Below are 21689 nucleotides of genomic sequence, written 5' to 3'. Positions count from 1 at the left end.
GACCAGCCGTTCCGTCCACCATCAGCGAGCCAATCTAACGCTCCCGCAAAGGGAGTTCACCGTTTACGCGGCCGGGCGGACCTCTGCGGTCACCGTATTACGCGGCCAGGCGCACACCCGTGCCCACCGTCCTCCATGTCCAAGGCGGACAAGACGAATCCTCGACACCGCCCACATGGAGCATGCCCACCCACCGGTCCCCGCCCTAGCCTGCGAGAAAAGAAGACAAGCGTCCGCAAAACCCCCAGGAGCCCCCCATGAGCGCACTTCCTCAGGAGCGCCGCGTAGTCACCGCCATCCCCGGACCGAAGTCCCAGGAGCTGCAGGCCCGTCGTGTCGCCGCGGTCGCCGCGGGCGTGGGGTCGGTGCTGCCGGTGTTCACCGCGCGCGCGGGCGGCGGCATCATCGAGGACGTCGACGGCAACCGGCTGATCGACTTCGGCTCGGGCATCGCCGTCACCAGCGTCGGCGCCAGCGCCGAGGCCGTGGTCCGCCGGGCCTCCGCCCAGCTCCAGGACTTCACACACACCTGTTTCATGGTCACGCCGTACGAGGGCTACGTCGAGGTCGCCGAGGCCCTCGCCGAGCTGACCCCGGGCGACCACGCCAAGAAGTCCGCGCTGTTCAACAGCGGTGCCGAGGCCGTCGAGAACGCCGTGAAGATCGCCCGGTCGTACACCAAGCGGCAGGCCGTCGTGGTGTTCGACCACGGCTACCACGGCCGCACCAACCTCACGATGGCGCTCACCGCCAAGAACATGCCGTACAAGCACGGCTTCGGGCCGTTCGCCCCCGAGGTGTACCGCGTCCCGGTGGCGTACGGCTACCGCTGGCCGACCGGTGCGGAGAACGCCGGCCCGGAGGCCGCCGCGCAGGCCGTCGACCAGATCGCCAAGCAGGTGGGCGCGGAGAACGTGGCCGCGATCGTCATCGAGCCGGTGCTCGGCGAGGGCGGCTTCATCGAGCCCGCCAAGGGCTTCCTGCCCGCGATCAGCAAGTTCGCCTCCGACAACGGCATCGTCTTCGTCGCGGACGAGATCCAGTCCGGTTTCTGCCGCACCGGCCAGTGGTTCGCGTGCGAGGACGAGGGCATCGTCCCGGACCTGATCACCACCGCCAAGGGCATCGCCGGTGGTCTGCCGCTGGCCGCCGTCACCGGGCGCGCGGAGATCATGGACGCGGCGCACGCGGGTGGCCTGGGCGGCACCTACGGCGGCAACCCCGTCGCCTGCGCGGGCGCCCTCGGCTCGATCGAGACGATGAAGGAGCTGGACCTCAACGCCAGGGCGAAGAGCATCGAGGCGGTCATGAAGGCCCGTCTCACCGCGATGGCCGAGAAGTTCGACGTCATCGGCGACATCCGGGGCCGCGGCGCCATGATCGCCATCGAGCTGGTCAAGGACCGTGCGACGAAGGAGCCGAACCCGGAGGCGACCGCCGCGCTGGCGAAGGCCTGCCACCAGGAGGGCCTGCTGGTCCTGACCTGTGGCACCTACGGCAACGTGCTGCGCTTCCTGCCCCCGCTCGTGATCGGCGAGGACCTCCTCACCGAGGGCCTCGACATCATCGAGCAGGCGTTCGCCGGAATCTGAATCCACGTCCGGGCGGACCCGACATCCGTGCGGGTGCCCGATTCAGCGGAGATTCCGCGGGGCTCCCGCATACGGAATCCCCCATCCGCCTCCGACGTCCCACGCTTCCCGGAACCGGAACCGAAACCGGTGTCCGATCCGGATTCCGGTCCCTGTGGACAAGCGTCGGACGGCGTGAAGAAGGTGTGCAAGGTGCATGTCGGGTCCCGATTCCGCCTGTCGTGACCGCGTTCCCTGCCGTAGGTTCTGACGCAGATGAGAGATACACCCCGCCCACAGGGGACTGTGGGCGACACAGGGTCGGGGCCTCCCCAGCTTCGCCCTGGTCGTGCCCTCGCGCACACACCCGGAGCTTCCGGCTCCGGATCTCCTCACCGATCGGATGGCCGCGCGTCCCAAACCCCCCGGGGCGTGCGGCACACCGATCCGGACGGCCACCCCCGAACCACCCCCCCTGTTCGGGGGTGGCCGACCACCCCCTCCGGCCGCCGCGCCGCCCTCCTTCTTCTCGGCCTCCCGGCCCTCCTCTTCGCGCTGATCACCTGGCAGGTCCTCGCGCACGGCCCGCTGGCCCGCGTCGACGAACGCCTCAGCGACTCCCTGGTCCACCGCGGCGCCCCCACCCAGTTCCTCGCCGACCTCGGCAACATCACGGTCGCCGTCCCGGTCCTCGCCGCCGTCCTCCTGTACGTCGCGTGGCGCGCGCGTGCCACCGGTCGGGACCACTGGTGGCGGCCGTCCGCCGCGGCGGCGCTCCTGATGGCCCTCGTCCCCCTCTGGGTCGTCCCGCTGAAGGAGCTCATCGCCCGCTCGGGTCCGCCGATCATGGGCCCCGGCACGGGTTTCTACCCCTCCGGCCACACCGCGACCGCGTCCGTCGCGTACGGCGGTGCCGTCCTGCTTCTGCTGCCCTGGCTGCGCGGCGCCCCCGCGCGCCGCGCGGTCGTCGTCCTCGCGGTGGTCCTGAACATCGGGGTCGGCTTCGGCCTGGTGCGCCAGGGCTACCACTGGCCGCTCGACGTGCTGGCGAGCTGGTGCGTGTGCGCGTCACTGCTCGGCGCGCTGTGGTTCCGGGTGGACCGCGGTCCCCGATGACGTCCGCGTCGGCCGCACGGGCGGCCGACGAGAGAGCGCGGTGCGGCCGGGGGACGGCCGCCTCGCGGCGGGTCGCGGTCAGCCCCCGGCTACCGCTCCTCGTCCCTGGCCAGGCCCGCCGCCGCCTCGTGCATCGCCAGTTCCAGGAGGGCCGGGTCGGTGAGGGTGCCGCTGCCGTCCGGCGGGATCAGCCAGCGGACGCCTCCGGTCTGCCGTCCCGGGTACGGCACCACGATCCAGGTGCCCCGGCCCGCGCTGCGCACGCCCGTGCCGAGCCAGCGGGAGGCCGTGCCCGCCGGTACGAAGAACCCCATGCGGTCGTCGCCGAAGTCGACGAGCACGGGCCCGGGTTGGTCGATGATGCGGGTCAGGACGTCGAGTGTCGGATAGCCGAGTGTGCCCGGCAGGATCAGCACGTCCCAGGCCCTGCCCGCCGGAAGCAGGGCGACCCCCAGGGGGTTGCGCTCCCACTCCCAGCGGCAGGCCTCGGGATCCGGTGATACGGATGCCAGCCACTCGGCCGCCGTCTTGGCCCCAGTCATGACAGGGACCTTCCTCTCTCTAGAGCTCCGTCGGACGCGGTTTCGCGTCAGGAGCACAGACAGAGGTTGGGGGCCGGCATTACGCGGGTTCGGACCACTTCTTGGTGGTGAATGGGGTAACACGGCCGGGCGGGGCGTACGCCTGTTGATCACGCGTGCGCCTTCACGCCCCGCTGACTGGCGTTTCAGGGGGTTCCGGACGCCGCCGTGTCAGCTGTCGAAGCCCAGGCCGAGCCGGTCCATGGCCTTCAGCCACAGGTTGCGGCGGCCGGCGTGGGAGTCGGCGCGGGCCAGGGACCATTTGGTGAGGGCGATCCCGGTCCAGGCGAACGGCTCCGGCGGGAACGGCAGGGGCTTGCGGCGGACCATCTCCAGCTCGGTGCGTTCCGTGCGCTCCCCCGCGAGGAGGTCGAGCATGACGTCCGCGCCGAACCGGGTGGCGCCCACGCCCAGCCCCGTATAACCGGCCGCGTAGGCGACTTTCCCCTGGTGGGCGGTGCCGTAGAAGGCCGAGAAGCGGGAGCAGGTGTCGATGGCGCCGCCCCAGGCGTGGGTGAAGCGGACGCCCTCCAGCTGTGGGAAGCAGGTGAAGAAGTGGTCGGCGAGCTTGGCGTAGGTCTCCGGCCGGTCGTCGTACTCGGCGCGCACCCGGCCGCCGTACTGGTAGACCGCGTCGTAGCCGCCCCAGAGGATCCGGTTGTCGGCGCTGAGCCGGAAGTAGTGGAACTGGTTGGCGGAGTCCCCGAGCCCCTGCCGGTTCTTCCAGCCGACGGCGGCCAGTTGCTCGGGGGTGAGCGGCTCGGTCATCAGGGCGTAGTCGTAGACGGGGACGGTGTACGCGCGGACGCGCTTGACCAGGCTGGGGAAGATGTTCGTGCCGAGCGCCACCTGCCGGGTACGGACCAGGCCGTAGGGGGTGCGGACGGCCATGCCGGCGCCGTACGTCTTCAGGTTCAGCGCGGGGGTGTGTTCGTACACGCGGACGCCGAGGCGCAGGCAGGCCCGCTTCAGGCCCCACGCGAGCTTCGCGGGGTGCAGCATGGCGACGCCCCGGCGGTCGTGCAGGCCCGCCTCGAAGGTGGGTGAGGCGACCTGGTCGCGGACGGCGTCGGTGTCGAGGAACTCGATGCCGTCGGCGAGGCCCTTGCGGGCGATCTCGTCGTACCAGTCGCGCAGTTCCCAGGCCTGGTAGGTCTCGGTGGCGACATCGATCTCGCCGGTGCGTTCGAAGTCGCAGTCCAGGCCGTGGCGGGCGACCGCCGCCTCGATCTCGTCGAGGTTGCGGTCGCCCAGCTCCTGGAGCTTGTGGATCTCGTCGGGCCAGCGGGCGAGGCCGTTGGCCAGGCCGTGGGTGAGCGAGGCGGCGCAGAAGCCGCCGTTGCGGCCGGAGGCGGCCCAGCCCACCTCACGGCCTTCCAGCAGGACGACGTCCCGTTGCGGGTCGCGCTCCTTGGCGATCAGCGCGGTCCACAGCCCGCTGTAGCCGCCGCCGACGACGAGCAGATCGCAGGTCTCGGCGCCGGTGAGCGCGGCCTCGGGGCGGGGCTTGCCGGGGTCTTCGAGCCAGTACGGGACCGGCTGTGCGTCGGAGAGCGACTTTGTCCAACGGTTCATGGCGCTTGGGGCCATGATTTCAACTCCCTACAGAGCCAACGAGGGCTCAGGGCCTTTCGCCCTATGCCTTTTGCTTCTTCCGGCGGTTTCCGATGACCATTCCGGCCATCACGAACAATACGGCGACCAGGAACATGGCCGTACCGATGACATTGATCTGGACGGGCGTACCGCGTTGTGCCGAGCCCCAGACGAACATGGGGAAGGTGACGGTCGAACCCGCGTTGAAATTGGTGATGATGAAATCGTCGAAGGAGAGCGCGAAGGCGAGCAGCGCGCCCGCCGCGATGCCCGGGGCGGCGATGGGCAGGGTGACCCGGACGAAGGTCTGGACGGGCCCGGCGTACAGATCGCGCGCCGCCTCCTCCAGCCTGGGGTCCATGGACATCACGCGCGCCTTGACGGCGACCACGACGAAGCTGAGGCAGAACATGATGTGGGCGATGAGGATCGTCCAGAAACCCAACTGAGCACCCAGATTGAGGAAGAGGGTGAGCAGGGAGGCCGCCATCACGACCTCGGGCATCGCCATCGGCAGGAAGATCAGCGAGTTGACGGCGCCCCGGGCGCGGAAGCGGTACCGGACCAGCGCGAAGGCGATCATCGTGCCGAGGACGGTCGCGCCGAGGGTCGCCCAGGCGGCCAGCTGGAGGCCGAGCGAGAGCGAGCCGCAGAGGTCGGCGACCCCGCACGGGGAGGTCCAGGCGGCCGTGGAGAATTCCTGCCACTCGTAGTTGAAGCGGCCCTTCGGCTGATTGAAGGAGAAGACCGTGACGACCACGTTCGGCAGCAGCAGATATCCGAGTGTCAGAAGTCCCGCGATGATGACGAGTCGGCGCTTGAGCCAGTTCACGAAGGCCATTTAGACCAGGTCCTCCGTCCCGGACTTGCGAATGTAGACCGTGACCATGAGGAGGATCGCGGCCATGAGGATGAAGGAGAGGGCCGCCGCCGTCGGATAGTCGAGGATCCGCAGGAATTGGCTCTGGATGACGTTGCCGATCATCTGGGTGTTGGTGGAGCCGAGGAGTTCGGCGTTCACGTAGTCGCCGCTCGCCGGGATGAAGGTCAGCAGCGTGCCGGAGACGACGCCCGGCATGGAGAGCGGGAAGGTGACCTTGCGGAAGGTGGTGAAGGGCCTGGCGTAGAGGTCGCCGGCCGCCTCGTGCAGCCGTCCGTCGATGCGTTCGAGGGAGGTGTAGAGCGGCAGGATCATGAACGGCAGGAAGTTGTACGTCAGGCCGCAGACCACCGCGAGCGGGGTGGCCAGCACCCGGTCCCCGGCGGTGAGGCCGAGCCAGCTCGTGACGTCGAGGACGTGCAGGGTGTTGAGGGCGCCGACGACCGGGCCGCCGTCCGACAGGATCGTCTTCCAGGCGAGGGTGCGGATCAGGAAGCTGGTGAAGAACGGGGCGATCACCAGGATCAGGATCAGATTCCGCCAGCGGCCGGCCCGGAACGCGATCAGATAGGCCAGCGGGTAGCCCAGCAGCAGACACAGGATCGTCGCCGAGCCCGCGTAGAGCACCGAGCGCAGGAACTGCGGGTAGTACTCGCTCAGCGCGTCCCAGTAGGTCGCGAAGTGCCAGGTGACCCGGTAGCCGTCCTCCAGGGAGCCCGTCTGCACGGACGTCGATGCCTGGTAGACCATCGGCATCGCGAAGAACACCAGCAGCCAGATCAGACCGGGCGCGAGCAGCAGATACGGCGTCCAGCGGCCCCGTCTGCGGGGCGGTTTCCCGGTGGCCGGGGCGGGTGCGAGGGGTGGTGGTGCCTCGGCTTCGGCGAGGGTTCCGGTCGACATCAGACGGCCGCCCCCTCGTCGACACCCGCGTCGATGTCCTGGGCGGCGTCCAGGCCGAAGGTGTGCGCGGGGTTCCAGTGCAGGACGACATCGGCGCCTGGGACGAGCCGGGTGTCGCGGTCGATGTTCTGGACGTACACCTCGAACTCGGGGCAGACCGAGCTGTCGATGACGTACTGCGTGGAGACGCCGATGAAGCTGGTGGCGGCGATCTTGCCGGTGATGCGGTTGCGGCCGACCGGTATCTCCCCGGCGTCGTCCGCGTGGGTGAGGGTGATCTTCTCGGGGCGTACGCCGACGAGGACCTTGCCGCCGGTGGTGGCGGGCGCCGAACATCGCGCCTCGGGGAGCACGAGCTTGCCGTCGCCCCCCTTGAGCACGATGTCGCCGCCGCTCTTCGAGTCGACCTCGGCCTCGATGAGGTTGGAGGTGCCGAGGAAGTTGGCGACGAAGGTGGTCCGGGGGTTCTCGTACAGGTCGGTGGGGGAGCCGAGTTGCTCGACGCGTCCGCCGTTCATCACGGCGACCGTGTCGGCCATGGTCATGGCCTCCTCCTGGTCGTGCGTGACATGGATGAACGTGATGCCGACCTCGGTCTGGATGCGCTTCAGCTCCAGCTGCATCTGGCGGCGCAGCTTGAGGTCGAGGGCGCCGAGCGGCTCGTCGAGGAGAAGGACCTTGGGGTGGTTGATGAGGGCGCGGGCGACGGCGACGCGCTGCTGCTGGCCGCCCGAGAGCTGATGCGGCTTCTTGCGCGCCTGCTCGCCGAGCTGGACCAGCTCCAGCATGTCCTCGACCTGCTTCTTCACGCTCTTGACGCCGCGCCGGCGCAGACCGAAGGCGACGTTCTCGAAGATGTCGAGGTGCGGGAAGAGGGCGTAGGACTGGAAGACCGTGTTCACCGGCCGCTTGTACGGCGGCAGGTTCGTCACGTCGTGGTCGCCGAGCCAGACGCTTCCGCAGGAAGGTTCCTCCAGGCCGGCGATCATGCGCAGGGTGGTGGTCTTGCCGCAGCCGGAGGCACCGAGCAGGGCGAAGAAGGAACCTTCCGGCACGGTCAGGTCGAGCGGGTGCACGGCGGTGAAGGAGCCGTAGGTCTTGCCGATGCCGGAGAGACGGACGTCGCCGCCGCCCTCGGCCGTGCGCTTCTTTCCGGTCTTGCCTGTCTTGTCGCTGGTCATCGTCCTCGTCACGCCCCTGTCAGCTTCGCGAACTTCTCTTCGTACGCCGTCTCTTCCTTCTGGCTCAGGGAGCGGAAGGCATGGGACTTGGCCGCCATGGCCGCGTCGGGAATGATCAGCGGGTTGTTCGCCGCGTCCGGGTCGATCTTGGCCAGCTCCGCCTTCACCCCGTCGACCGGGCACACGTAGTTGATGTACGCGGCGAGTTCGGCGGCCGGCTTCGGCTCGTAGTAGTAGTCGATGAGCCGTTCGGCGTTGGTCTTGTGGCGGGCCTTGTTCGGTATCAGCAGGTTGTCCGTCGAGGTCATGTAGCCGCTGTCGGGGATGACGAAGTCGACGTCCGGGGTGTCCGCCTTGAGCTGGACGACGTCACCGGCCCAGGCGATACAGGCCGCGAGGTCGCCCTTGGTGAGGTCCGAGGTGTAGTCGTTGCCGGTGAAGCGGCGGATCTGGCCCTGGTCGACGGACTTCTGGAGGCGGGCGATCGCCGCGTCGTAGTCGTCGTCGGTGAACTTCGCCGGGTCCTTGCCCATGTCGAGCAGGGTCATGCCGATGCTGTCGCGCATCTCGGAGAGGAAGCCGATGCGCCCCTTGAGCTTCGGGTTGTCGAGCATGTCGGAGACCGACGTGACCTCCTCGCCGTCGAGGGCCTTCCTGTTGAAGGCGATGACGGTCGAGATGCCCTGCCAGGGATACGAGTAGGCGCGGCCCGGGTCCCAGTCGGGGCCGCGGAACTGCTGGGCCAGGTTCATATAGGCGTGCGGGAGGTTGGACGCGTCCAGTTTCTGGACCCACCCGAAGCGGATCAGCCGGGCGGCGAGCCAGTCGGTGACGCAGATGAGATCGCGGCCGGTGTCCTGACCGGCGGCGAGCTGCGGCTTGATCTTGCCGAAGAACTCGACGTTGTCGTTGATGTCCTCGGTGTACGCGACCTTGATGCCGGTGCGCCGGGTGAACTGGTCCAGACTCGGGTGGCGCTTGCCGCTGTCGTCGACGTCCATGTACTCGGTCCAGTTGGAGAAGTCGACCTCCTTCTCCTTGGCCGAGTGGTCCTCGGACGAGCCGCCCGAGGTGTTCTTCGCCGCGGGGATGCCACAGGCGCTCAGCGCGCCGAGCCCGCCGATCGCGAGTGCGCCGCCGGCTCCGGCGCGCAGCAGCGAACGGCGGCCGATGGCGGCCCGGCCGTTCCTGAGGCTGCGCCGCACGGCGGCCACCTGGGCCGGGGACAGGCGGTCGGGCTCGTACTGCTCCATGCGCGTGATGCCCTTTCGGAGGTGCCCTTTCGGGAGGGTGGGCGGGGACCGGCCGGGGGTCGGGCGGCCGGTCCCCGGACTGGCTAGCGGTCCCCGAAGATCGTGCGGTGCCAGTCCTTCCTGGCGATCGCCGTATTGTCGAACATGACATGTTTCACCTGCGTGTACTCCTCGAACGAGTACGTGGACATGTCCTTGCCGAAGCCGGACGCCTTGTAGCCGCCGTGCGGCATCTCGCTGATGATCGGGATGTGGTCGTTGACCCATACACAGCCCGCCTTGATCTCGCGGGTGGCACGGTTCGTCCGGTACACGTCCCGGCTCCAGGCGGAGGCGGCGAGTCCGTACGGGCTGTCGTTGGCGAGGCGGATGCCCTCGTCGTCGCTGTCGAAGGGCAGGACCACGAGCACCGGCCCGAAGATCTCCGACTGGACGATCTCGCTGTCCTGGGCGGCGTCCGCGACGAGCGTGGGCAGATAGTACGCGCCGTTCTTGAGCTCCCCCTGTGGCGCCTGTCCGCCGCTCACCACGCGCGCGTACGCGCGTGCCCGCTCGACGAAGGCGGCGACCCGGTCGCGCTGGGCGTGCGAGATGAGGGGGCCCAGGTCGGTGCCCGGGGCGAAGGGGTCGCCGAGCCGGACGGTCTCCATGAGGGCGGCCGTCCGCGCGACGAACTCCTCGTAGAGGGGCCGCTGCACATACGCGCGCGTGGCGGCCGTGCAGTCCTGGCCGGTGTTGATGAGGGAGCCCGCGACCGCGCCGTGGACGGCGGCCTCCAGGTCGGCGTCGTCGAAGACCACGAACGGGGCCTTGCCACCCAGTTCCAGATGGAGGCGCTTGACGGTGGCCGTGGCGATCTCGGCGACCCGCTTCCCGACGGCGGTGGACCCGGTGAAGGAGGTCATGACCACATCGGGATGGCCGACGAGGTGCTCACCGGCCTCCTTGCCGGTCCCGGTGACGATGTTGATCACACCGTCGGGGATTCCGGCGTCGGTGGCGGCCTGCGCGAAGAGCAGCGAGGTGAGCGGCGTCGGCTCGGCGGGCTTCAGGACGATCGTGTTGCCCGCGGCGATCGCCGGGAGGATCTTCCAGGCGGCCATCTGGAGCGGGTAGTTCCAGGGCGCGATGGAACCGACGACGCCGATGGGCTCCCGGCGTACGTACGAAGTGTGGTCGCCGGAGTACTCGCCGGCCGACTGGCCCTGGAGGTGCCGGGCGGCGCCCGCGAAGAACGCGGTGTTGTCGATGGTGCCGGGCACGTCGAACTCGCGCGTCAGTTTGAGCGGCTTCCCGCACTGCAGGGACTCGGCCCGCGCGAACTCCTCCGCCCGGTCGGCGAGGACCGCGGCGAAGCGGTGCAGGGCGTCCGACCGCTCACCGGGGGTGGTGGCGGCCCAGCCCGGGAACGCGGCGCGGGCGGCGGCGACGGCCGCGTCCACGTCGTCGGTCCCGGCCAGTTCGTAGGTGAGGACCTCGTCGCCGGTCGCGGGGTCGACGACCGCGTGGGTGCGCCCCGATGTGCCCTTCGTGGGGCGGCCGGCGATGTACTGCGCGCCGGTCGCGAAGCGGTCCTGTGCGGGGAATCGTTCCGGGGTGACGCTGCCCGGGTTCTGCATGTCGCTCTCCTCCGCCGGTGCCCCCTCTGTCCCCGGGGGCGGGTGGCGTAGCTCCAGCTCGATTTGAGTGCCGATCCTGACAGAGCCATGCGGCACCAACAAGTGATTCCGTTGTTGCCTTTTGGTTACGCGACGGAATCTGTCGACCAGGCGTCCAGTCGGGACAGGAAATCGAGGACGGATTGTCAGTGGTGGCTGCCAGACTCTTCGACATGACGAAGATCGATTCTTGGGACACGCTGACGGAGGCGGTCCGCTCCGGGGCGAGGGTCAAGTACCTGCACTTCTGGGGCCACCGCCCCCTGCCCGACGGCCGGATCGGCGCGAGCTGTCTGAGCCAGTGGTGGCCGTCGCCGTTCACGGTGGACGGCGTGGAGTACGCGACGGCCGAGCACTGGATGATGGCGTCGAAGGCCCGGCTGTTCGGGGACGCGGAGGCGGAGCGCGAGGCGGTCGCCGCGGCGAGCCCGGCGCAGGCCAAGAAGGTCGGGCGGCTGGTGCGCGGCTTCGACGACGCGACATGGGAGCGCGAGCGCTTCGGAATCGTGGTCGAGGGCAGCTTCCACAAGTTCGCCGCCCACGCCGACCTGCGGGAGTTCCTGGTGGGCACGGGCGGTCGCGTGCTCGTCGAGGCGAGCCCCCTCGACCGGGTCTGGGGGATCGGCCTGGCGGCGGACGACGAGCGCGCGAGGGACCCCGCGCGGTGGCGGGGTCCGAACCTGCTGGGTTTCGCGCTGATGGCCGCGCGTGGACGCTTCGCCGAGGAAGCCGCATAGCGATACGGCCCCGCGCCCCTTCAGGGGCGCGCTGCGCGCCGCCTCACCTCGTCGGCAGCACCAGGGACAGCGAGGTGGAGTAGCCGTCGTCGAGGAAGGGGTCGGTGTCCGAGTCCTCGCTGCTGGACGCCATGACGATGAAGACGATGAAGCCGATGCCGAGCAGGATGCCGACAACTCCGCAGATGATCCCGGCCAGGGCGTGCCCGGGGTTCGTCGCCTCGCCCTTGCTGACCTTGACCCGGCCGATGGATCCGAAGATCACGGCCATGATCCCGAGCAGGATCGCCAGCGGCCACAGACAGAACAGCACGGCGGCGCAGATGCCGAGCACCATCGCCGCGATACCCATCCCGTTGCTGGGCGGCGGCGCCATCGGGGCCCAGGCGTGGCCGCCGGGGGCCGGGTAGCCGACACCGGGATGGGCATGGGCATGGGCTCCCGGGTACGACGGGTACTGCGGGTAGCCGTACGGGACCTGCCCGGGTCCCTCGGGGCCGATCGGCGGGGGCGGCACGGCGGAACCGGGGGTCGGTGTGGCGTAGGCGGGGCCGGCCACGGGCGGCGGGTAGGACGCGTGGGGGGCGTTGGGCACGGGTGGGGCGAAGGGGTTGGGGACGGGCGTGTCCGCACCCGGCATGGCCATGACCGTCATCTGGTCGTGCACCGAGGGCGAGGCGGGGGTGGGAGCGGGCGTGGGCGTGGGGCCGCTCGGCGCCGGGGTGTCGGCAGGCGGGGTCCACGGGTCGCGGGCGGCCGGAGCGGCGGTGGCGGCGGTGGGGGCCGACCACGCGGGCGCAACCGGCGTGGCCGGCTTGTCCAGGGCGACCGTCGGGGCCGGTGCCGCGTCCTCGGTGATCGTCGGAAGCGTCGCGCCGTCGACCAGCGTCGACGGGACGGCGTCGTCGGTCACCGTCGGCAGGGCGGCACCGTCGACCACGGTCAGCGGGTCCGCGTCGTCGGTGACCGTCGGGAGCGTCGCGCCGTCGACCACCGTCGGCGGCAGCGCGCCGTCGCCCTGCGGCGGGGCCCACGGGTCGGGCCGCCGGTCGGGCCTCGGGTCGGCCGGTGTCTCGGGAATCGGTGCCTCGTCGGACGGCATAAGTGGGTCCCCCTGTTGCGTTCCGTGCCGCTCTGCGTCGTCTTGTGCGTCGTGTCGTGCGTCGTGCTCGATCAGTCGTACGCGATCAGTCGTGCTGGATCAGTCGTACTCGATCAGCTGTACGTTCGGTCATGCTAAGGCCCCTGGTTCAGCGTGTGGCTCGCCGCCTACGATGATCCCGAGTCATCGATCAGCCGATCACCCGCGTCCCCCGACGTCGACCATGGTCCGGGGCGGACGCCGTTCCCGGGGAGGAACCTTGACCGACCACCGCACCACGCAGGGCGTGCCCGTGCCCCCCGCTGTCTCCGCCGCGTCCACGGTGCCCGGCGCCTTCGGCACCCGCGACCCGCACGCCTTCATCGCCGGTCTGCCCAAGGCCGAGCTGCATGTGCACCATGTCGGCTCCGCCTCACCCCGTATCGTCGCGGAACTCGCCGCCCGCCACCCCGACTCCCAGGTGCCCACGGATCCCGAGGCGCTCGCGGACTACTTCACCTTCACGGACTTCGCCCACTTCATCCAGGTGTATCTGTCCGTCGTGGACCTGATCCGCACCCCGGACGACGTCCGGCTGCTGACGTTCGAGGTGGCGCGGGACCTCGCCCGGCAGCAGGTGCGGTACGCCGAGCTGACCGTCACGCCGTACTCCTCCACCCGCCGCGGCATCGACGAGCGGGCCTTCATGGAGGCGATCGAGGACGCCCGGAAGGCCGCGGAGGCCGAGTTCGGGACCGTGCTGCGGTGGTGCTTCGACATTCCCGGCGAGGCGGGGCTCCAGGCCGCCGAGGAGACCGTCCGGCTCGCCACCGACGACCGGCTGCGGCCGGAGGGGCTGGTGTCGTTCGGGCTCGGCGGGCCCGAGGTCGGTGTACCGAGGCCGCAGTTCAAGCCGTACTTCGACCGGGCGATCGCGGCCGGGCTGCACTCCGTGCCGCACGCCGGGGAGACCACCGGGCCCGAGACGATCTGGGACGCGCTGAACGTGCTGCGCGCCGAGCGCATCGGCCACGGCACCAGCGCGGCCGGCGACCCGAAGCTGCTCGCGCACCTCGCCGAGCACCGGATCGCCCTGGAGGTCTGCCCGACCTCGAACATAGCCACGCGCGCGGTCCGCACCCTCGACGAGCACCCCATCAAGGAGTTCGTGCGGGCCGGGGTGCTGGTCACCGTCAACTCCGACGACCCGCCGATGTTCGGCACGGACCTCAACACCGAGTACGCGGTCGCCGCGCGCCTCCTCGAACTCGACGAGCAGGGCCTCGCCGCGCTGGCGAGGAACGCGGTGGAGGCGTCCTTCCTCGACGAGCCCGGCAAGGCCCGGCTGTCCGCCGAGATCGACACCTACACCTCGGCCTGGCTGACCCCCTGACCCGACCCGGCCAGACTCGACCCGACCCGACCCGATCGGCACCGGAAACCACCACCATGCGCACCGTGACAGCCGTCGCCCATCGCGGCGCACCCTACCGCCACCGTGAGAACACGCTCGACTCCCTGCGGGCCGGGCTCGAACTGGGCGCGGACGCCGTCGAGTTCGACGTGCGGACGACCCGTGACGGCGTGCCCGTGCTGCTGCACGACGCGACGCTGAACCGGCTCTGGGAGGTGGAACGGCCGCTGGCCGCGCTCTCCGCCGCGGAGCTGCGCGGGCTGACGGCCGACGGGGTGCCGACGCTGGCCGACGCGCTGCTCGCCACCAAGGGCAACCGGGTCATGGTGGACCTGCCGGGCGCGGTGAACCCGCGGGCGGTGCGACAGATCCTCGGCGTCGTACGGGAGTACGACGCCGAGGACCGCGTCTACTACAGCGCCGACCCGCCCACCGTGCTGGCCGTCCGCGCCGCCGCGCCCACCGCGGAGATCGCCCTCACCTGGAAGACCCTCGCCCCGCCCCGCCCGGCCCTCCTGGAAGCGATCCGCCCCCGCTGGCTCAACTACCGCTTCGGCCTGGTCACCCGTCCCCTGGCCGAGCGCGTCCACCGGGACGGCTGTCTCCTCTCCGTCTGGACCCCCGACACGCGCCGCTCCATGCGCCGTCTGATCGACCTGGGCGCCGACTCGATCACGACCAACCGGATCGACGCCCTGTGCGCGCTGCGGCGAGGCTTCCGGGACACGCGCTGACGCGGCGCCCCGGGAAGCCAGGGCCGGGTCAGCGGGTGGCGAGGAGCTCCAGGGTGTCGATCACGCGGTTCGAGAAGCCCCACTCGTTGTCGTACCAGGCGACCACCTTGACGTGGCGGCCCTCGACGCGGGTGAGGGCGGAGTCGAAGATCGACGAGGCGGGGTTGCCCACGATGTCCGACGACACCAGCGGGTCCTCCGAGTATTCGAGGACACCGGCGAGCGGGCCCTCCGCAGCCGTGCGGTAGGCCGCCAGCACGTCGTCGCGGGTCACGTCGCGGGCGACGGTCGTGTTGAGTTCGACGATCGAGCCCACCGGCACCGGCACCCGGATCGAGTCGCCCGACAGCTTGCCGTCGAGGTTCGGCAGCACCAGGCCGATCGCCTTGGCGGCGCCGGTCGTGGTCGGCACGATGTTCACGCCGGCGGCGCGGGCGCGGCGGGCGTCGCGGTGCGGGCCGTCCTGGAGGTTCTGCTCCTGCGTGTAGGCGTGCACCGTCGTCATGAAGCCGTGCTCGATACCGGCGAGGTCGTCGAGGACCTTGGCGAGCGGCGCGAGCGCGTTGGTGGTGCAGGAGGCGTTGGAGACGATCGTGTGCAGGTCCGGGTCGTAGGCGTCGGTGTTGACGCCGAACGCGAGCGTGATGTCGGCGCCGTCCGAGGGCGCGCTGACGAGGACCTTCCTCGCGCCCGCGTCGAGGTGGGCGCGGGCGGCCTTCGCCGAGGTGAAGCGGCCGGTGGCCTCCAGGACGATGTCCACGCCGAGTTCGGCCCAGGGCAGGTTCGCCGGTTCGCGCTCGGCGGTCACCTTGATCCGGCGGCCGTCGACGACGAGGGTGTCCCCGTCGACGGTCACCGGGCGCCCGAGCCGGCCGGCCGTGCTGTCGTAGGCGAGCAGCCGGGCGAGGGTGGCGGGCTCGGTGAGGTCGTTGACGGCGACGATCTCCAGGGCGCTGTCGCGCTCCAGCAGGGCACGCAGCACATTGCGTCCGATGCGGCCGAATCCGTTGATGGCGATGCGAGTCATGAGTGAGGTCCCTTCCCTTCTCCCCACCAGGCTCGCGCGCGCCCGGCGCCGCCGACAGTGGCGGGATCGCCATGGTTCACAAGGATCCCGCCAGGCGGCGCGGTGCGGATCACTCGCCCCGGGTGAAGGTGCGCCGGTACTCGCTCGGGGTGGTGCCCAGGATGCGCTGGAAGTGCAGACGCAGATTCGCGCCGGTGCCGAGGCCGACGTCGGCGGCGATCTGTTCGACGCCGCGCTCCGAGCGCTCCAGCAGTTCGCGGGCCAGGTCGATACGGGCCCGCATCACCCACTGCATCGGCGTGTACCCGGTCTCCTCGACGAAGCGCCGGGAGAACGTGCGCGGCGAGACCTCGGCCTGCCGCGCCAGTATGTCGAGGGTGAGGGGCTCGCCGAGCCGGTGCAGCGCCCACTCCCGGGTGACGGCGAACCGTTCGCCGAGCGGCTCCGGCACACTGCGCGGCACGTACTGGGCCTGGCCGCCGCTGCGATAGGGCGCCGCGACCAGCCTCCGGGCCGCGTGGTTGGACGCGGCCACGCCGAGGTCGCCGCGCAGGATGTGCAGGCACAGGTCGATGCCGGAGGCGGCGCCGGCCGAGGTGAGCACACTGCCCTCGTCGACGAACAGCACGTTCTCGTCGACCCGGACGAGCGGATGCCTCGCCATGAGGGCGCGCGTGTAGTGCCAGTGCGTGGTGGCGCGTCTGCCGTCGAGCAGGCCGGTGGCGGCGAGCGCGAAGGCGCCGGTCGAGATGGCGGCGAGCCGCGCGCCCCGGTCGTGGGCGGCGATCAGCGCCTCGACGACGGCGGGCGGCGGGTCGTCACGGTCCGGGAACCGGTACCCGGGGACGAAGACGATGTCCGCCCACCCGAGCGCGTCGAGGCCGTGGTCGACGTAGTACGCGAGACCGTCCCCGCCGGTCACGAGACCGGGCGTCGCCCCGCACATCCGCACCTCGTACGGCATGCTCGCGCGCGTCGTGAAGACCTGCGCGGGAATCCCGACATCGAGCGGCTTCGCGCCTTCGAGCACGAGAACGGCGACGCGATGCAGGCGAGAGGCTGACACGGGAAGAGGTTACGTGGAGCGGGCGCGGGTCCTGTGGGCTGTGCCTTTCAGGGGCGCGGGGAACCGCGCGAGAAGCCCCACGCACCCGCACCCGCACCCGCACCCGCCCACGAACCCCCCACCCCTACTCACTGGGCGCCCCCTGCACCTCCGACCGCTGCGCCACGGTCGCGGCGTCGGCCGGCTTCTTCCGGGTGACGTACTGCGGTACCGGTGCCGAGTCCTCGCCGTCGTCGCGGACGAGGCCGTAGCGGTGGGCGCCGCGGTCGGGGCCGTAGGTGATGTCCTCGGTGACGGCGTCCCAGGTGGAGGGGGCGACGGTGATGCCGTAGTCGGCGCCGCGTTCGTTCTGGGTGAGGGTGACCGTGCCGTCGAGGTAGAAGTACTCGTTCTGCCACATCTGCTGGGTGCCGGCGGGCAGGACGGTGTAGCCGGTGTCGGGGCCGCCCATGCCGGAGGTCTTCCCGTCGGCGGAGGTCGGGTCGTCCATGCGGCGGCCACCGCCCGAGGCGACGTGGAAGAGCTTGCCCGTGAGGCCGGTCCAGGCCGGCATGACCAGGGCGCCGGGCCGGTACTGGGGCGAGATCTGCCAGCGGACCAGGACGTAACCCTCGCCCGTGAAGGTCACGTTGTCGCCGCGGTGGTTCATCACGGCCCGCGCACCGCCGCTGCTGGTGACGCCGGACTCGGGCCGGCGTGGGAGGGCGCCGGGCGGGGTGTCCGGGTCCGGTGCCTCGTCCACCGCGTCGACGACGCTGCCGTACAGGTCCGTCTTCTTCGTCGGCGACGGTGAGGCGGAGGGGGACGGCGAGGACGACGGTGACGAGGAGGGGGAGGGCGACGGGCCTCGGGGCGCCGCGGGCGCGGGCTCGCGGGCCGTGCTCAGTGAGGTGGGCGCGGCCTGCGCCGGCCGGTCCTCCGGGGGCTTGGTGACGACGTACGCGCCCCCGGCGACGATGGTCGCGCCCGCCGTCACCGCGACGGCGGGCTTGGTGAGGACGCCGAGCATCTTGGCGGACCAGCCCACCGAGGCGGTCGCGGCCGTCGCGGCGACGGCGGTCTTGCCGCCGAACGCCAGGGACAGGGTGAAGCCGACGGGGACGGGGACCAGGGCGAGGCCGACGAGGAGGCGTTCGGCGGGGACGAGGACCTCGCCGGGGCGGCCGTGGCCGTCGCAGCGCCCGCAGCCCCGGATGTGCCGGGCGATGCGCTTGCGCCACACCGAGTCGGGCCGTCCGCTCCAACGGGCGGTGACCCGGCCCAGGTCGGAGCAGGAGGAGTCGAGGGCGCGGACGATACCGCGCGCGGTCTCCAGGCGGGCCTTCATCCGCTGCACCCGTACGGCGGCGTGCTGTCTGCTGATGCCGACGGCGGCGGCGAGTTCACGCCGGGTGAGTTCGCCCGCGACCTCCAGCCACCACAGCGACAGCAGTTGGCGGTCCTCGTCGTCGAGCCAGCGGACCGCTTCCGCGACCTCCTTGCGCTGGCCCTCCAACTGGAGCCGCAGCACGGTCAGTTCGGCGAAGTCGGCGGCGCCGTGGGCATCGGCGTCGTCGAGGTGGTCGGCGGTGCGGCGGCGTGCCCGGTCGCGTATCTGCCGCATGGCGATCGCGACCAGCCAGGACCGGAAGCTGTCCGGATCGCGCAGCGTGTCGAGGTTGTCGACGGCGCGCAGCATGGTCTCCTGCACGACGTCGTCGACGTCGGCGTGGCCGTTGAGGGCCCGGCCGACGATGTTGTAGACGAGGGGCAGCCAGCCCTCGACCAGTTCGTCGAGGGCGCGTCGGTCCCCCGCCTGCGCGGCTGCGATGGTGGAGCGCCACTGCCGCCCGTCCACGTACGTTCCCTCCGGTCCCGCCGGCCTCACCCTGTTCACTCGGCCGTGTCCCGTACCTTCTCAGCCATCCCCGTGCCGTGGGCAACCACCGAGGCGCAGATCACACGCCTCGCACGCCTCATGTCACTCACACCGCTCACCCGGCTGATACGGCTCGCACGGCTCATACGGCTCGCTCCTGTACGTGGGGAAACAGGGGGGTCCCTACGGAGACGGTGTGGAGGCGGCCGGGATAACAGTTTTCTCGCCGTCCCATCCGCCGGTGAGCGCCTCCAGCCGCTTGATCCGCCGCCGGACGACGTACAGCGGGATCACCCCGAAGATCCCGAACGACATGTCGATCACCGTCCACCAGAACGGGATGTCCCGGATCGGCCCGCAGATCAGGGCCAGCGGGATGATGCCGGCGCAGGCGATCATGCCGAACTCGATGATCCAGATGTTGCGGACCGGGTCGCGGTAGGGGCCGTAGAAGGCCACGGCGATCACGAGGTGGGCGAAGGCCAGCCAGTCCGTGCCGTAGAGGAGGAAGGGGTACTCGGCGTCGGCCTCGTCGAGCCCCGCGCGGACGCGTGCGATCCATTCCGTGAGCGCCGGGAGGTGGTCCCCGACGGACAGCGACCGCAGCGCCTCCTCGGTCCAGCGCAGTTCGTGGACCAGGGGGAACGCCGTGGCGCCGCTCAGCACCAGACAGACGACGAAGAAGACCAGCCATGCGCGGATGCCCTTCAACAGGGCGGCTCTGTCGCTCATGCGGTGAGCGTACGCCCCTCCTTGAACGCGTTCAAAAGTGGGGGCCCCGGCAGCTGCCGGGGCCCCCACGGGCGAGCGGAACGGGCCGTCAGCCGCCGGGAATCGAGCGGATCGCGGCGATGTCGAACTGCAGGCGCACCTTCTCGCTCACCATGGCACCGCCCTCCGCGAGCCGCTGGTTGTAGGTGAGGCCCCATTCGGAACGATTGATGGTGGTCGTCCCGTCGAAACCGACCCGCTCGTATCCGAACGGGTCCATGACGTGACCTATGTAGGTGAGTTCCAGATCGACGGGACGGGTGATGCCCTTGATGGTGAGTTCACCGGCCATGCGGTAGACGTCGTCGCCCACGAGACGTACCGCCGTACTCACGAAGCGCATTCGTGGATAGGTGGCGGCATCGAGGAAGTCGCGGCCCGTCAGATGGGCGTCGCGCTGTTCCACTCCGGTGTCGACGGAAGCCGTGGACATCACTATTTCGGCCCGTGAACGAGCGGGATCTCGACCGTCGAAGTAGAGACGGCTCTGAAACTCGGTGAACGCCCCGCGCACGGTCGTCACCAGGGCGTGCCGGACGGAGAAACCGATTCGGCTGTGCGCCGCGTCGATCATCCATTCACCGGTCAGCATCGCCAGAGCGGGATCGGACGGGCCGTGGGAAGCGAAAGCCCGGGACTCGTGGGGGAGTTGTGAGGCTGTGGGGGCTGCCGGGCGGCGCAGCGACGCAGCACGGGTGAACAGGTTCATGAGTCACGTAACTACGGCACGACGGATATCGCCGCAACCCTTCGTCCACCGATCCATGAGGTCTGAATCGACACCGAAAGACGGATAAAGCGCCACCGCGCGGCAGACGATCGCACTATCTCCACAGGGTCGCCACGAATTTCCCGCCGCCCGTCCGCCGCGATTCGCCTGACACGGACCGGAATACGACCACGGGTTCAGCGCCTCGCCGCGAGCGCGAGCGGGATGCGGTCAAGCACCGGGAACGGGACGAGTCCGTAGTGGTAGAAGTCCACGGCGTCTGCCCCGCCGGGTCCGGTGGCCGCCGCGGTCTTCACCGCCAGGCGCTCGGCGGAGTCCGTGTCCGGAACTCCCGGGCGCAGCACGGCCCGCAGGGAGCAGCCGTCCGGCAGGGCCGCCCGGTAGGCGGTGATGTCGGCCGCGATCCGCTCGGGTTCCCGGGCGTACGCGAGCACGGCGTAGCCGGGGACGACGGCGCCGACGGCCGCCGCGTCGACACCGATCCGCCAGGCCTCGTCGACGGCGAGCGCGCCCGTCGGCCGGCCGTCCGCGTACCCCTTCACCGCCCCGGTCAGATCGAGGAAGACCAGCCGCGCCCCCTCCTCCGCCACCGCGTCGGCCACGGCCGCGGCGAGCGAGGTGACGGTGTCGGTACGGGTCCGGACGTAGACGGCGACGGCCTCGGGAAGGTCCGCCACGGTCAGGGAACGCGGGTCGGCCCCGACCGTGGACCCCGGGTCCACCCCGACCTTGGCTCCCGGGTCCGCCGCGCCCGTGAGCCACGGTTCCGCCCCGTCGAGCACCCGGCCCACCAGCCGGGCGGCCTCGGCGCGCGCGGCTTCCGCGTCCGCCCCGGCGGCCTCCGCGCGCTCCCCGCAGTACGGGCAGAAACAGAGCCCGAGCAGGAACTCCTCCAGCGGGCCCAGCGTCACGAAGGCGCGCTCGTGGTGGTACCCGTGGCCGAAGATGCCGTAGTGCAGGGACTCGGCGACCACCGCGTCCACCCCGGCGCGCGCCACCGAGCGCGCCAGCGCCACGGCGTACGCCCGTACGTCCGGGTGCGCCGGGCAGAGGTCGGCCGGGGCGGCACGGTCGCCGAAGCAGTTCAGCTGGGTGACGTCGGGGTGCGCGAGCCCCAGCGTGGTGTTGTGCAGGAACACGGTCCAGCCGTGCAGCGCCGCCCCCCGCTCCGCCGTACGCCGGCGCAGCTCACTCAACGGCTCCTCCTCAGCCCCCGCCCGCACGGGAGGCACCAGCCGCAGCCCCGCGAACAGTTCGACCGGCGGCACGAAATGGGTCCCGTCGCGGCGCAGGGTGACCCGCGCCGGCCCGTGCGGGGTGACGTCCCGGGCCCGGTGATAGGCGGCGGCGACGGTGACCGTGTCACAGCCGTAGCCACCGAGAATCCGATCGAGCACGGCGTCGACGCCTTCGGCACGCAGGTCCTCGACGAAGACGTAGGTGGAGGCGGCGGAGGAAGGGCTTTTCATGGGGCTCCTGTTCAAGCGGGCAGGCGCCCCATCAGGGGCGCGGGACTGTTTCGCTATGCGGCT

19 protein-coding genes are annotated in these 21689 nt (G+C 70.8%); 5 read left to right on the top strand and 14 right to left on the bottom strand.

The genetic code is table 11. The features are described 5' to 3' along the window. Window positions 1-257 precede the first annotated feature (257 nt). Both gabT and F9278_RS35670 read left to right on the top strand, forming a co-directional pair. Complete coding sequence (gene gabT / locus F9278_RS35675; protein WP_152171975.1) at window positions 258-1592, top strand: 4-aminobutyrate--2-oxoglutarate transaminase; 1335 nt, start codon at window positions 258-260, stop codon at window positions 1590-1592. A gap of 411 nt (window positions 1593-2003) precedes the next feature. After that, window positions 2004-2687, top strand: coding sequence for a phosphatase PAP2 family protein (locus F9278_RS35670; RefSeq protein ID WP_152171974.1), 684 nt, complete (start codon window positions 2004-2006; stop codon window positions 2685-2687). Window positions 2688-2776: 89 nt separating this feature from the next. Here F9278_RS35670 and F9278_RS35665 read toward each other — a convergent pair whose 3' ends face one another. The 7 genes from F9278_RS35665 to F9278_RS35635 all read right to left on the bottom strand — a co-directional run bounded on the left by F9278_RS35665 (window position 2777) and on the right by F9278_RS35635 (window position 10700). Beyond that, a complete protein-coding gene (locus F9278_RS35665) occupies window positions 2777-3229 on the bottom strand; it encodes a hypothetical protein (RefSeq protein ID WP_152171973.1) in 453 nt (150 codons plus the stop codon). Window positions 3230-3439: 210 nt separating this feature from the next. Beyond that, on the bottom strand, window positions 3440-4858 hold the full coding sequence (locus F9278_RS35660; protein ID WP_152171972.1) for an NAD(P)/FAD-dependent oxidoreductase: 1419 nt from the start codon (window positions 4856-4858) through the stop codon (window positions 3440-3442). Between the two features lie 46 nt (window positions 4859-4904). Beyond that, window positions 4905-5705 (bottom strand): ABC transporter permease, encoded by an 801-nt coding sequence (locus F9278_RS35655; RefSeq protein ID WP_152171971.1) that lies wholly within the window; start codon window positions 5703-5705, stop codon window positions 4905-4907. Continuing rightward, window positions 5706-6647, bottom strand: a complete 942-nt coding sequence (locus F9278_RS35650) for an ABC transporter permease (protein ID WP_152171970.1) — start codon at window positions 6645-6647, stop codon at window positions 5706-5708. Continuing rightward, window positions 6647-7828 (bottom strand): ABC transporter ATP-binding protein, encoded by a 1182-nt coding sequence (locus F9278_RS35645; protein WP_152171969.1) that lies wholly within the window; start codon window positions 7826-7828, stop codon window positions 6647-6649. The genes F9278_RS35650 and F9278_RS35645 overlap by 1 nt, the downstream gene beginning before the upstream one ends. Window positions 7829-7836: 8 nt before the next feature. Then, the gene (locus F9278_RS35640; protein ID WP_152171968.1) at window positions 7837-9081 is read right to left on the bottom strand and encodes a polyamine ABC transporter substrate-binding protein; all 1245 of its coding nucleotides are present in this window, start codon (window positions 9079-9081) and stop codon (window positions 7837-7839) included. An 83-nt stretch (window positions 9082-9164) separates the two neighbouring features. After that, the gene (locus F9278_RS35635) at window positions 9165-10700 is read right to left on the bottom strand and encodes a gamma-aminobutyraldehyde dehydrogenase (RefSeq protein ID WP_152171967.1); all 1536 of its coding nucleotides are present in this window, start codon (window positions 10698-10700) and stop codon (window positions 9165-9167) included. Between the two features lie 212 nt (window positions 10701-10912). Between F9278_RS35635 and F9278_RS35630 the strand changes: the two genes are divergently transcribed. Beyond that, window positions 10913-11476: an NADAR family protein gene (locus tag F9278_RS35630; protein WP_193241780.1), complete on the top strand. Its 564-nt coding sequence runs from the start codon at window positions 10913-10915 to the stop codon at window positions 11474-11476. Between the two features lie 43 nt (window positions 11477-11519). Here F9278_RS35630 and F9278_RS47635 read toward each other — a convergent pair whose 3' ends face one another. Further along, window positions 11520-12578 (bottom strand): DUF4190 domain-containing protein, encoded by a 1059-nt coding sequence (locus F9278_RS47635; protein WP_226967093.1) that lies wholly within the window; start codon window positions 12576-12578, stop codon window positions 11520-11522. 259 nt (window positions 12579-12837) lie between these two features. Here F9278_RS47635 and F9278_RS35620 point away from each other — a divergent pair, with 259 nt between their 5' ends. Both F9278_RS35620 and F9278_RS35615 read left to right on the top strand, forming a co-directional pair. Beyond that, entirely contained in the window at window positions 12838-13950 is a 1113-nt protein-coding gene (locus tag F9278_RS35620; RefSeq protein ID WP_152171965.1) for an adenosine deaminase, read from the top strand. A 56-nt stretch (window positions 13951-14006) separates the two neighbouring features. Further along, window positions 14007-14705: a glycerophosphodiester phosphodiesterase gene (locus F9278_RS35615; protein ID WP_152171964.1), complete on the top strand. Its 699-nt coding sequence runs from the start codon at window positions 14007-14009 to the stop codon at window positions 14703-14705. A gap of 28 nt (window positions 14706-14733) precedes the next feature. On the opposite strand, the gene gap is transcribed toward F9278_RS35615, so the two are convergent. From gap to F9278_RS35585, 6 genes are all read right to left on the bottom strand, one after another. Further along, window positions 14734-15732, bottom strand: a complete 999-nt coding sequence (gap, locus tag F9278_RS35610) for a type I glyceraldehyde-3-phosphate dehydrogenase (protein ID WP_152171963.1) — start codon at window positions 15730-15732, stop codon at window positions 14734-14736. Window positions 15733-15841: 109 nt separating this feature from the next. Next, window positions 15842-16798, bottom strand: coding sequence for a GlxA family transcriptional regulator (locus F9278_RS35605; protein WP_152171962.1), 957 nt, complete (start codon window positions 16796-16798; stop codon window positions 15842-15844). Between the two features lie 124 nt (window positions 16799-16922). After that, a complete protein-coding gene (locus F9278_RS35600) occupies window positions 16923-18635 on the bottom strand; it encodes a sigma-70 family RNA polymerase sigma factor (protein WP_152171961.1) in 1713 nt (570 codons plus the stop codon). 204 nt (window positions 18636-18839) lie between these two features. Then, a complete protein-coding gene (locus tag F9278_RS35595) occupies window positions 18840-19388 on the bottom strand; it encodes a hypothetical protein (protein WP_152171960.1) in 549 nt (182 codons plus the stop codon). 88 nt (window positions 19389-19476) lie between these two features. Beyond that, window positions 19477-20136, bottom strand: coding sequence for a YceI family protein (locus F9278_RS35590; protein WP_152171959.1), 660 nt, complete (start codon window positions 20134-20136; stop codon window positions 19477-19479). A gap of 197 nt (window positions 20137-20333) precedes the next feature. Further along, the gene (locus F9278_RS35585; RefSeq protein ID WP_152171958.1) at window positions 20334-21626 is read right to left on the bottom strand and encodes a hypothetical protein; all 1293 of its coding nucleotides are present in this window, start codon (window positions 21624-21626) and stop codon (window positions 20334-20336) included. Window positions 21627-21689 lie beyond the last annotated feature (63 nt).

This window comes from Streptomyces phaeolivaceus, assembly GCF_009184865.1.
Lineage (GTDB): Bacteria > Actinomycetota > Actinomycetes > Streptomycetales > Streptomycetaceae > Streptomyces > Streptomyces phaeolivaceus.
The sequence above is the reverse complement of the archived record's forward strand: the minus strand, read 5'-3'. Positions and strand labels throughout refer to the sequence as shown.

What these genes read in the sequence shown, in the direction of transcription:
- gabT (WP_152171975.1), top strand. Translation starts at nt 258, where the DNA reads ATGAGCGCACTTCCTCAGGAGCGCCGCGTAGTCACCGCCATCCCCGGA.
- F9278_RS35665 (WP_152171973.1), bottom strand. Translation starts at nt 3,229, where the DNA reads ATGACTGGGGCCAAGACGGCGGCCGAGTGGCTGGCATCCGTATCACCG.
- F9278_RS35660 (WP_152171972.1), bottom strand. Translation starts at nt 4,858, where the DNA reads ATGGCCCCAAGCGCCATGAACCGTTGGACAAAGTCGCTCTCCGACGCA.
- F9278_RS35655 (WP_152171971.1), bottom strand. Translation starts at nt 5,705, where the DNA reads ATGGCCTTCGTGAACTGGCTCAAGCGCCGACTCGTCATCATCGCGGGA.
- F9278_RS35650 (WP_152171970.1), bottom strand. Translation starts at nt 6,647, where the DNA reads ATGTCGACCGGAACCCTCGCCGAAGCCGAGGCACCACCACCCCTCGCA.
- F9278_RS35645 (WP_152171969.1), bottom strand. Translation starts at nt 7,828, where the DNA reads ATGACCAGCGACAAGACAGGCAAGACCGGAAAGAAGCGCACGGCCGAG.
- F9278_RS35640 (WP_152171968.1), bottom strand. Translation starts at nt 9,081, where the DNA reads ATGGAGCAGTACGAGCCCGACCGCCTGTCCCCGGCCCAGGTGGCCGCC.
- F9278_RS35635 (WP_152171967.1), bottom strand. Translation starts at nt 10,700, where the DNA reads ATGCAGAACCCGGGCAGCGTCACCCCGGAACGATTCCCCGCACAGGAC.
- F9278_RS35630 (WP_193241780.1), top strand. Translation starts at nt 10,913, where the DNA reads ATGACGAAGATCGATTCTTGGGACACGCTGACGGAGGCGGTCCGCTCC.
- F9278_RS47635 (WP_226967093.1), bottom strand. Translation starts at nt 12,578, where the DNA reads ATGCCGTCCGACGAGGCACCGATTCCCGAGACACCGGCCGACCCGAGG.
- F9278_RS35615 (WP_152171964.1), top strand. Translation starts at nt 14,007, where the DNA reads ATGCGCACCGTGACAGCCGTCGCCCATCGCGGCGCACCCTACCGCCAC.
- gap (WP_152171963.1), bottom strand. Translation starts at nt 15,732, where the DNA reads ATGACTCGCATCGCCATCAACGGATTCGGCCGCATCGGACGCAATGTG.
- F9278_RS35595 (WP_152171960.1), bottom strand. Translation starts at nt 19,388, where the DNA reads ATGAGCGACAGAGCCGCCCTGTTGAAGGGCATCCGCGCATGGCTGGTC.
- F9278_RS35590 (WP_152171959.1), bottom strand. Translation starts at nt 20,136, where the DNA reads ATGAACCTGTTCACCCGTGCTGCGTCGCTGCGCCGCCCGGCAGCCCCC.
- F9278_RS35585 (WP_152171958.1), bottom strand. Translation starts at nt 21,626, where the DNA reads ATGAAAAGCCCTTCCTCCGCCGCCTCCACCTACGTCTTCGTCGAGGAC.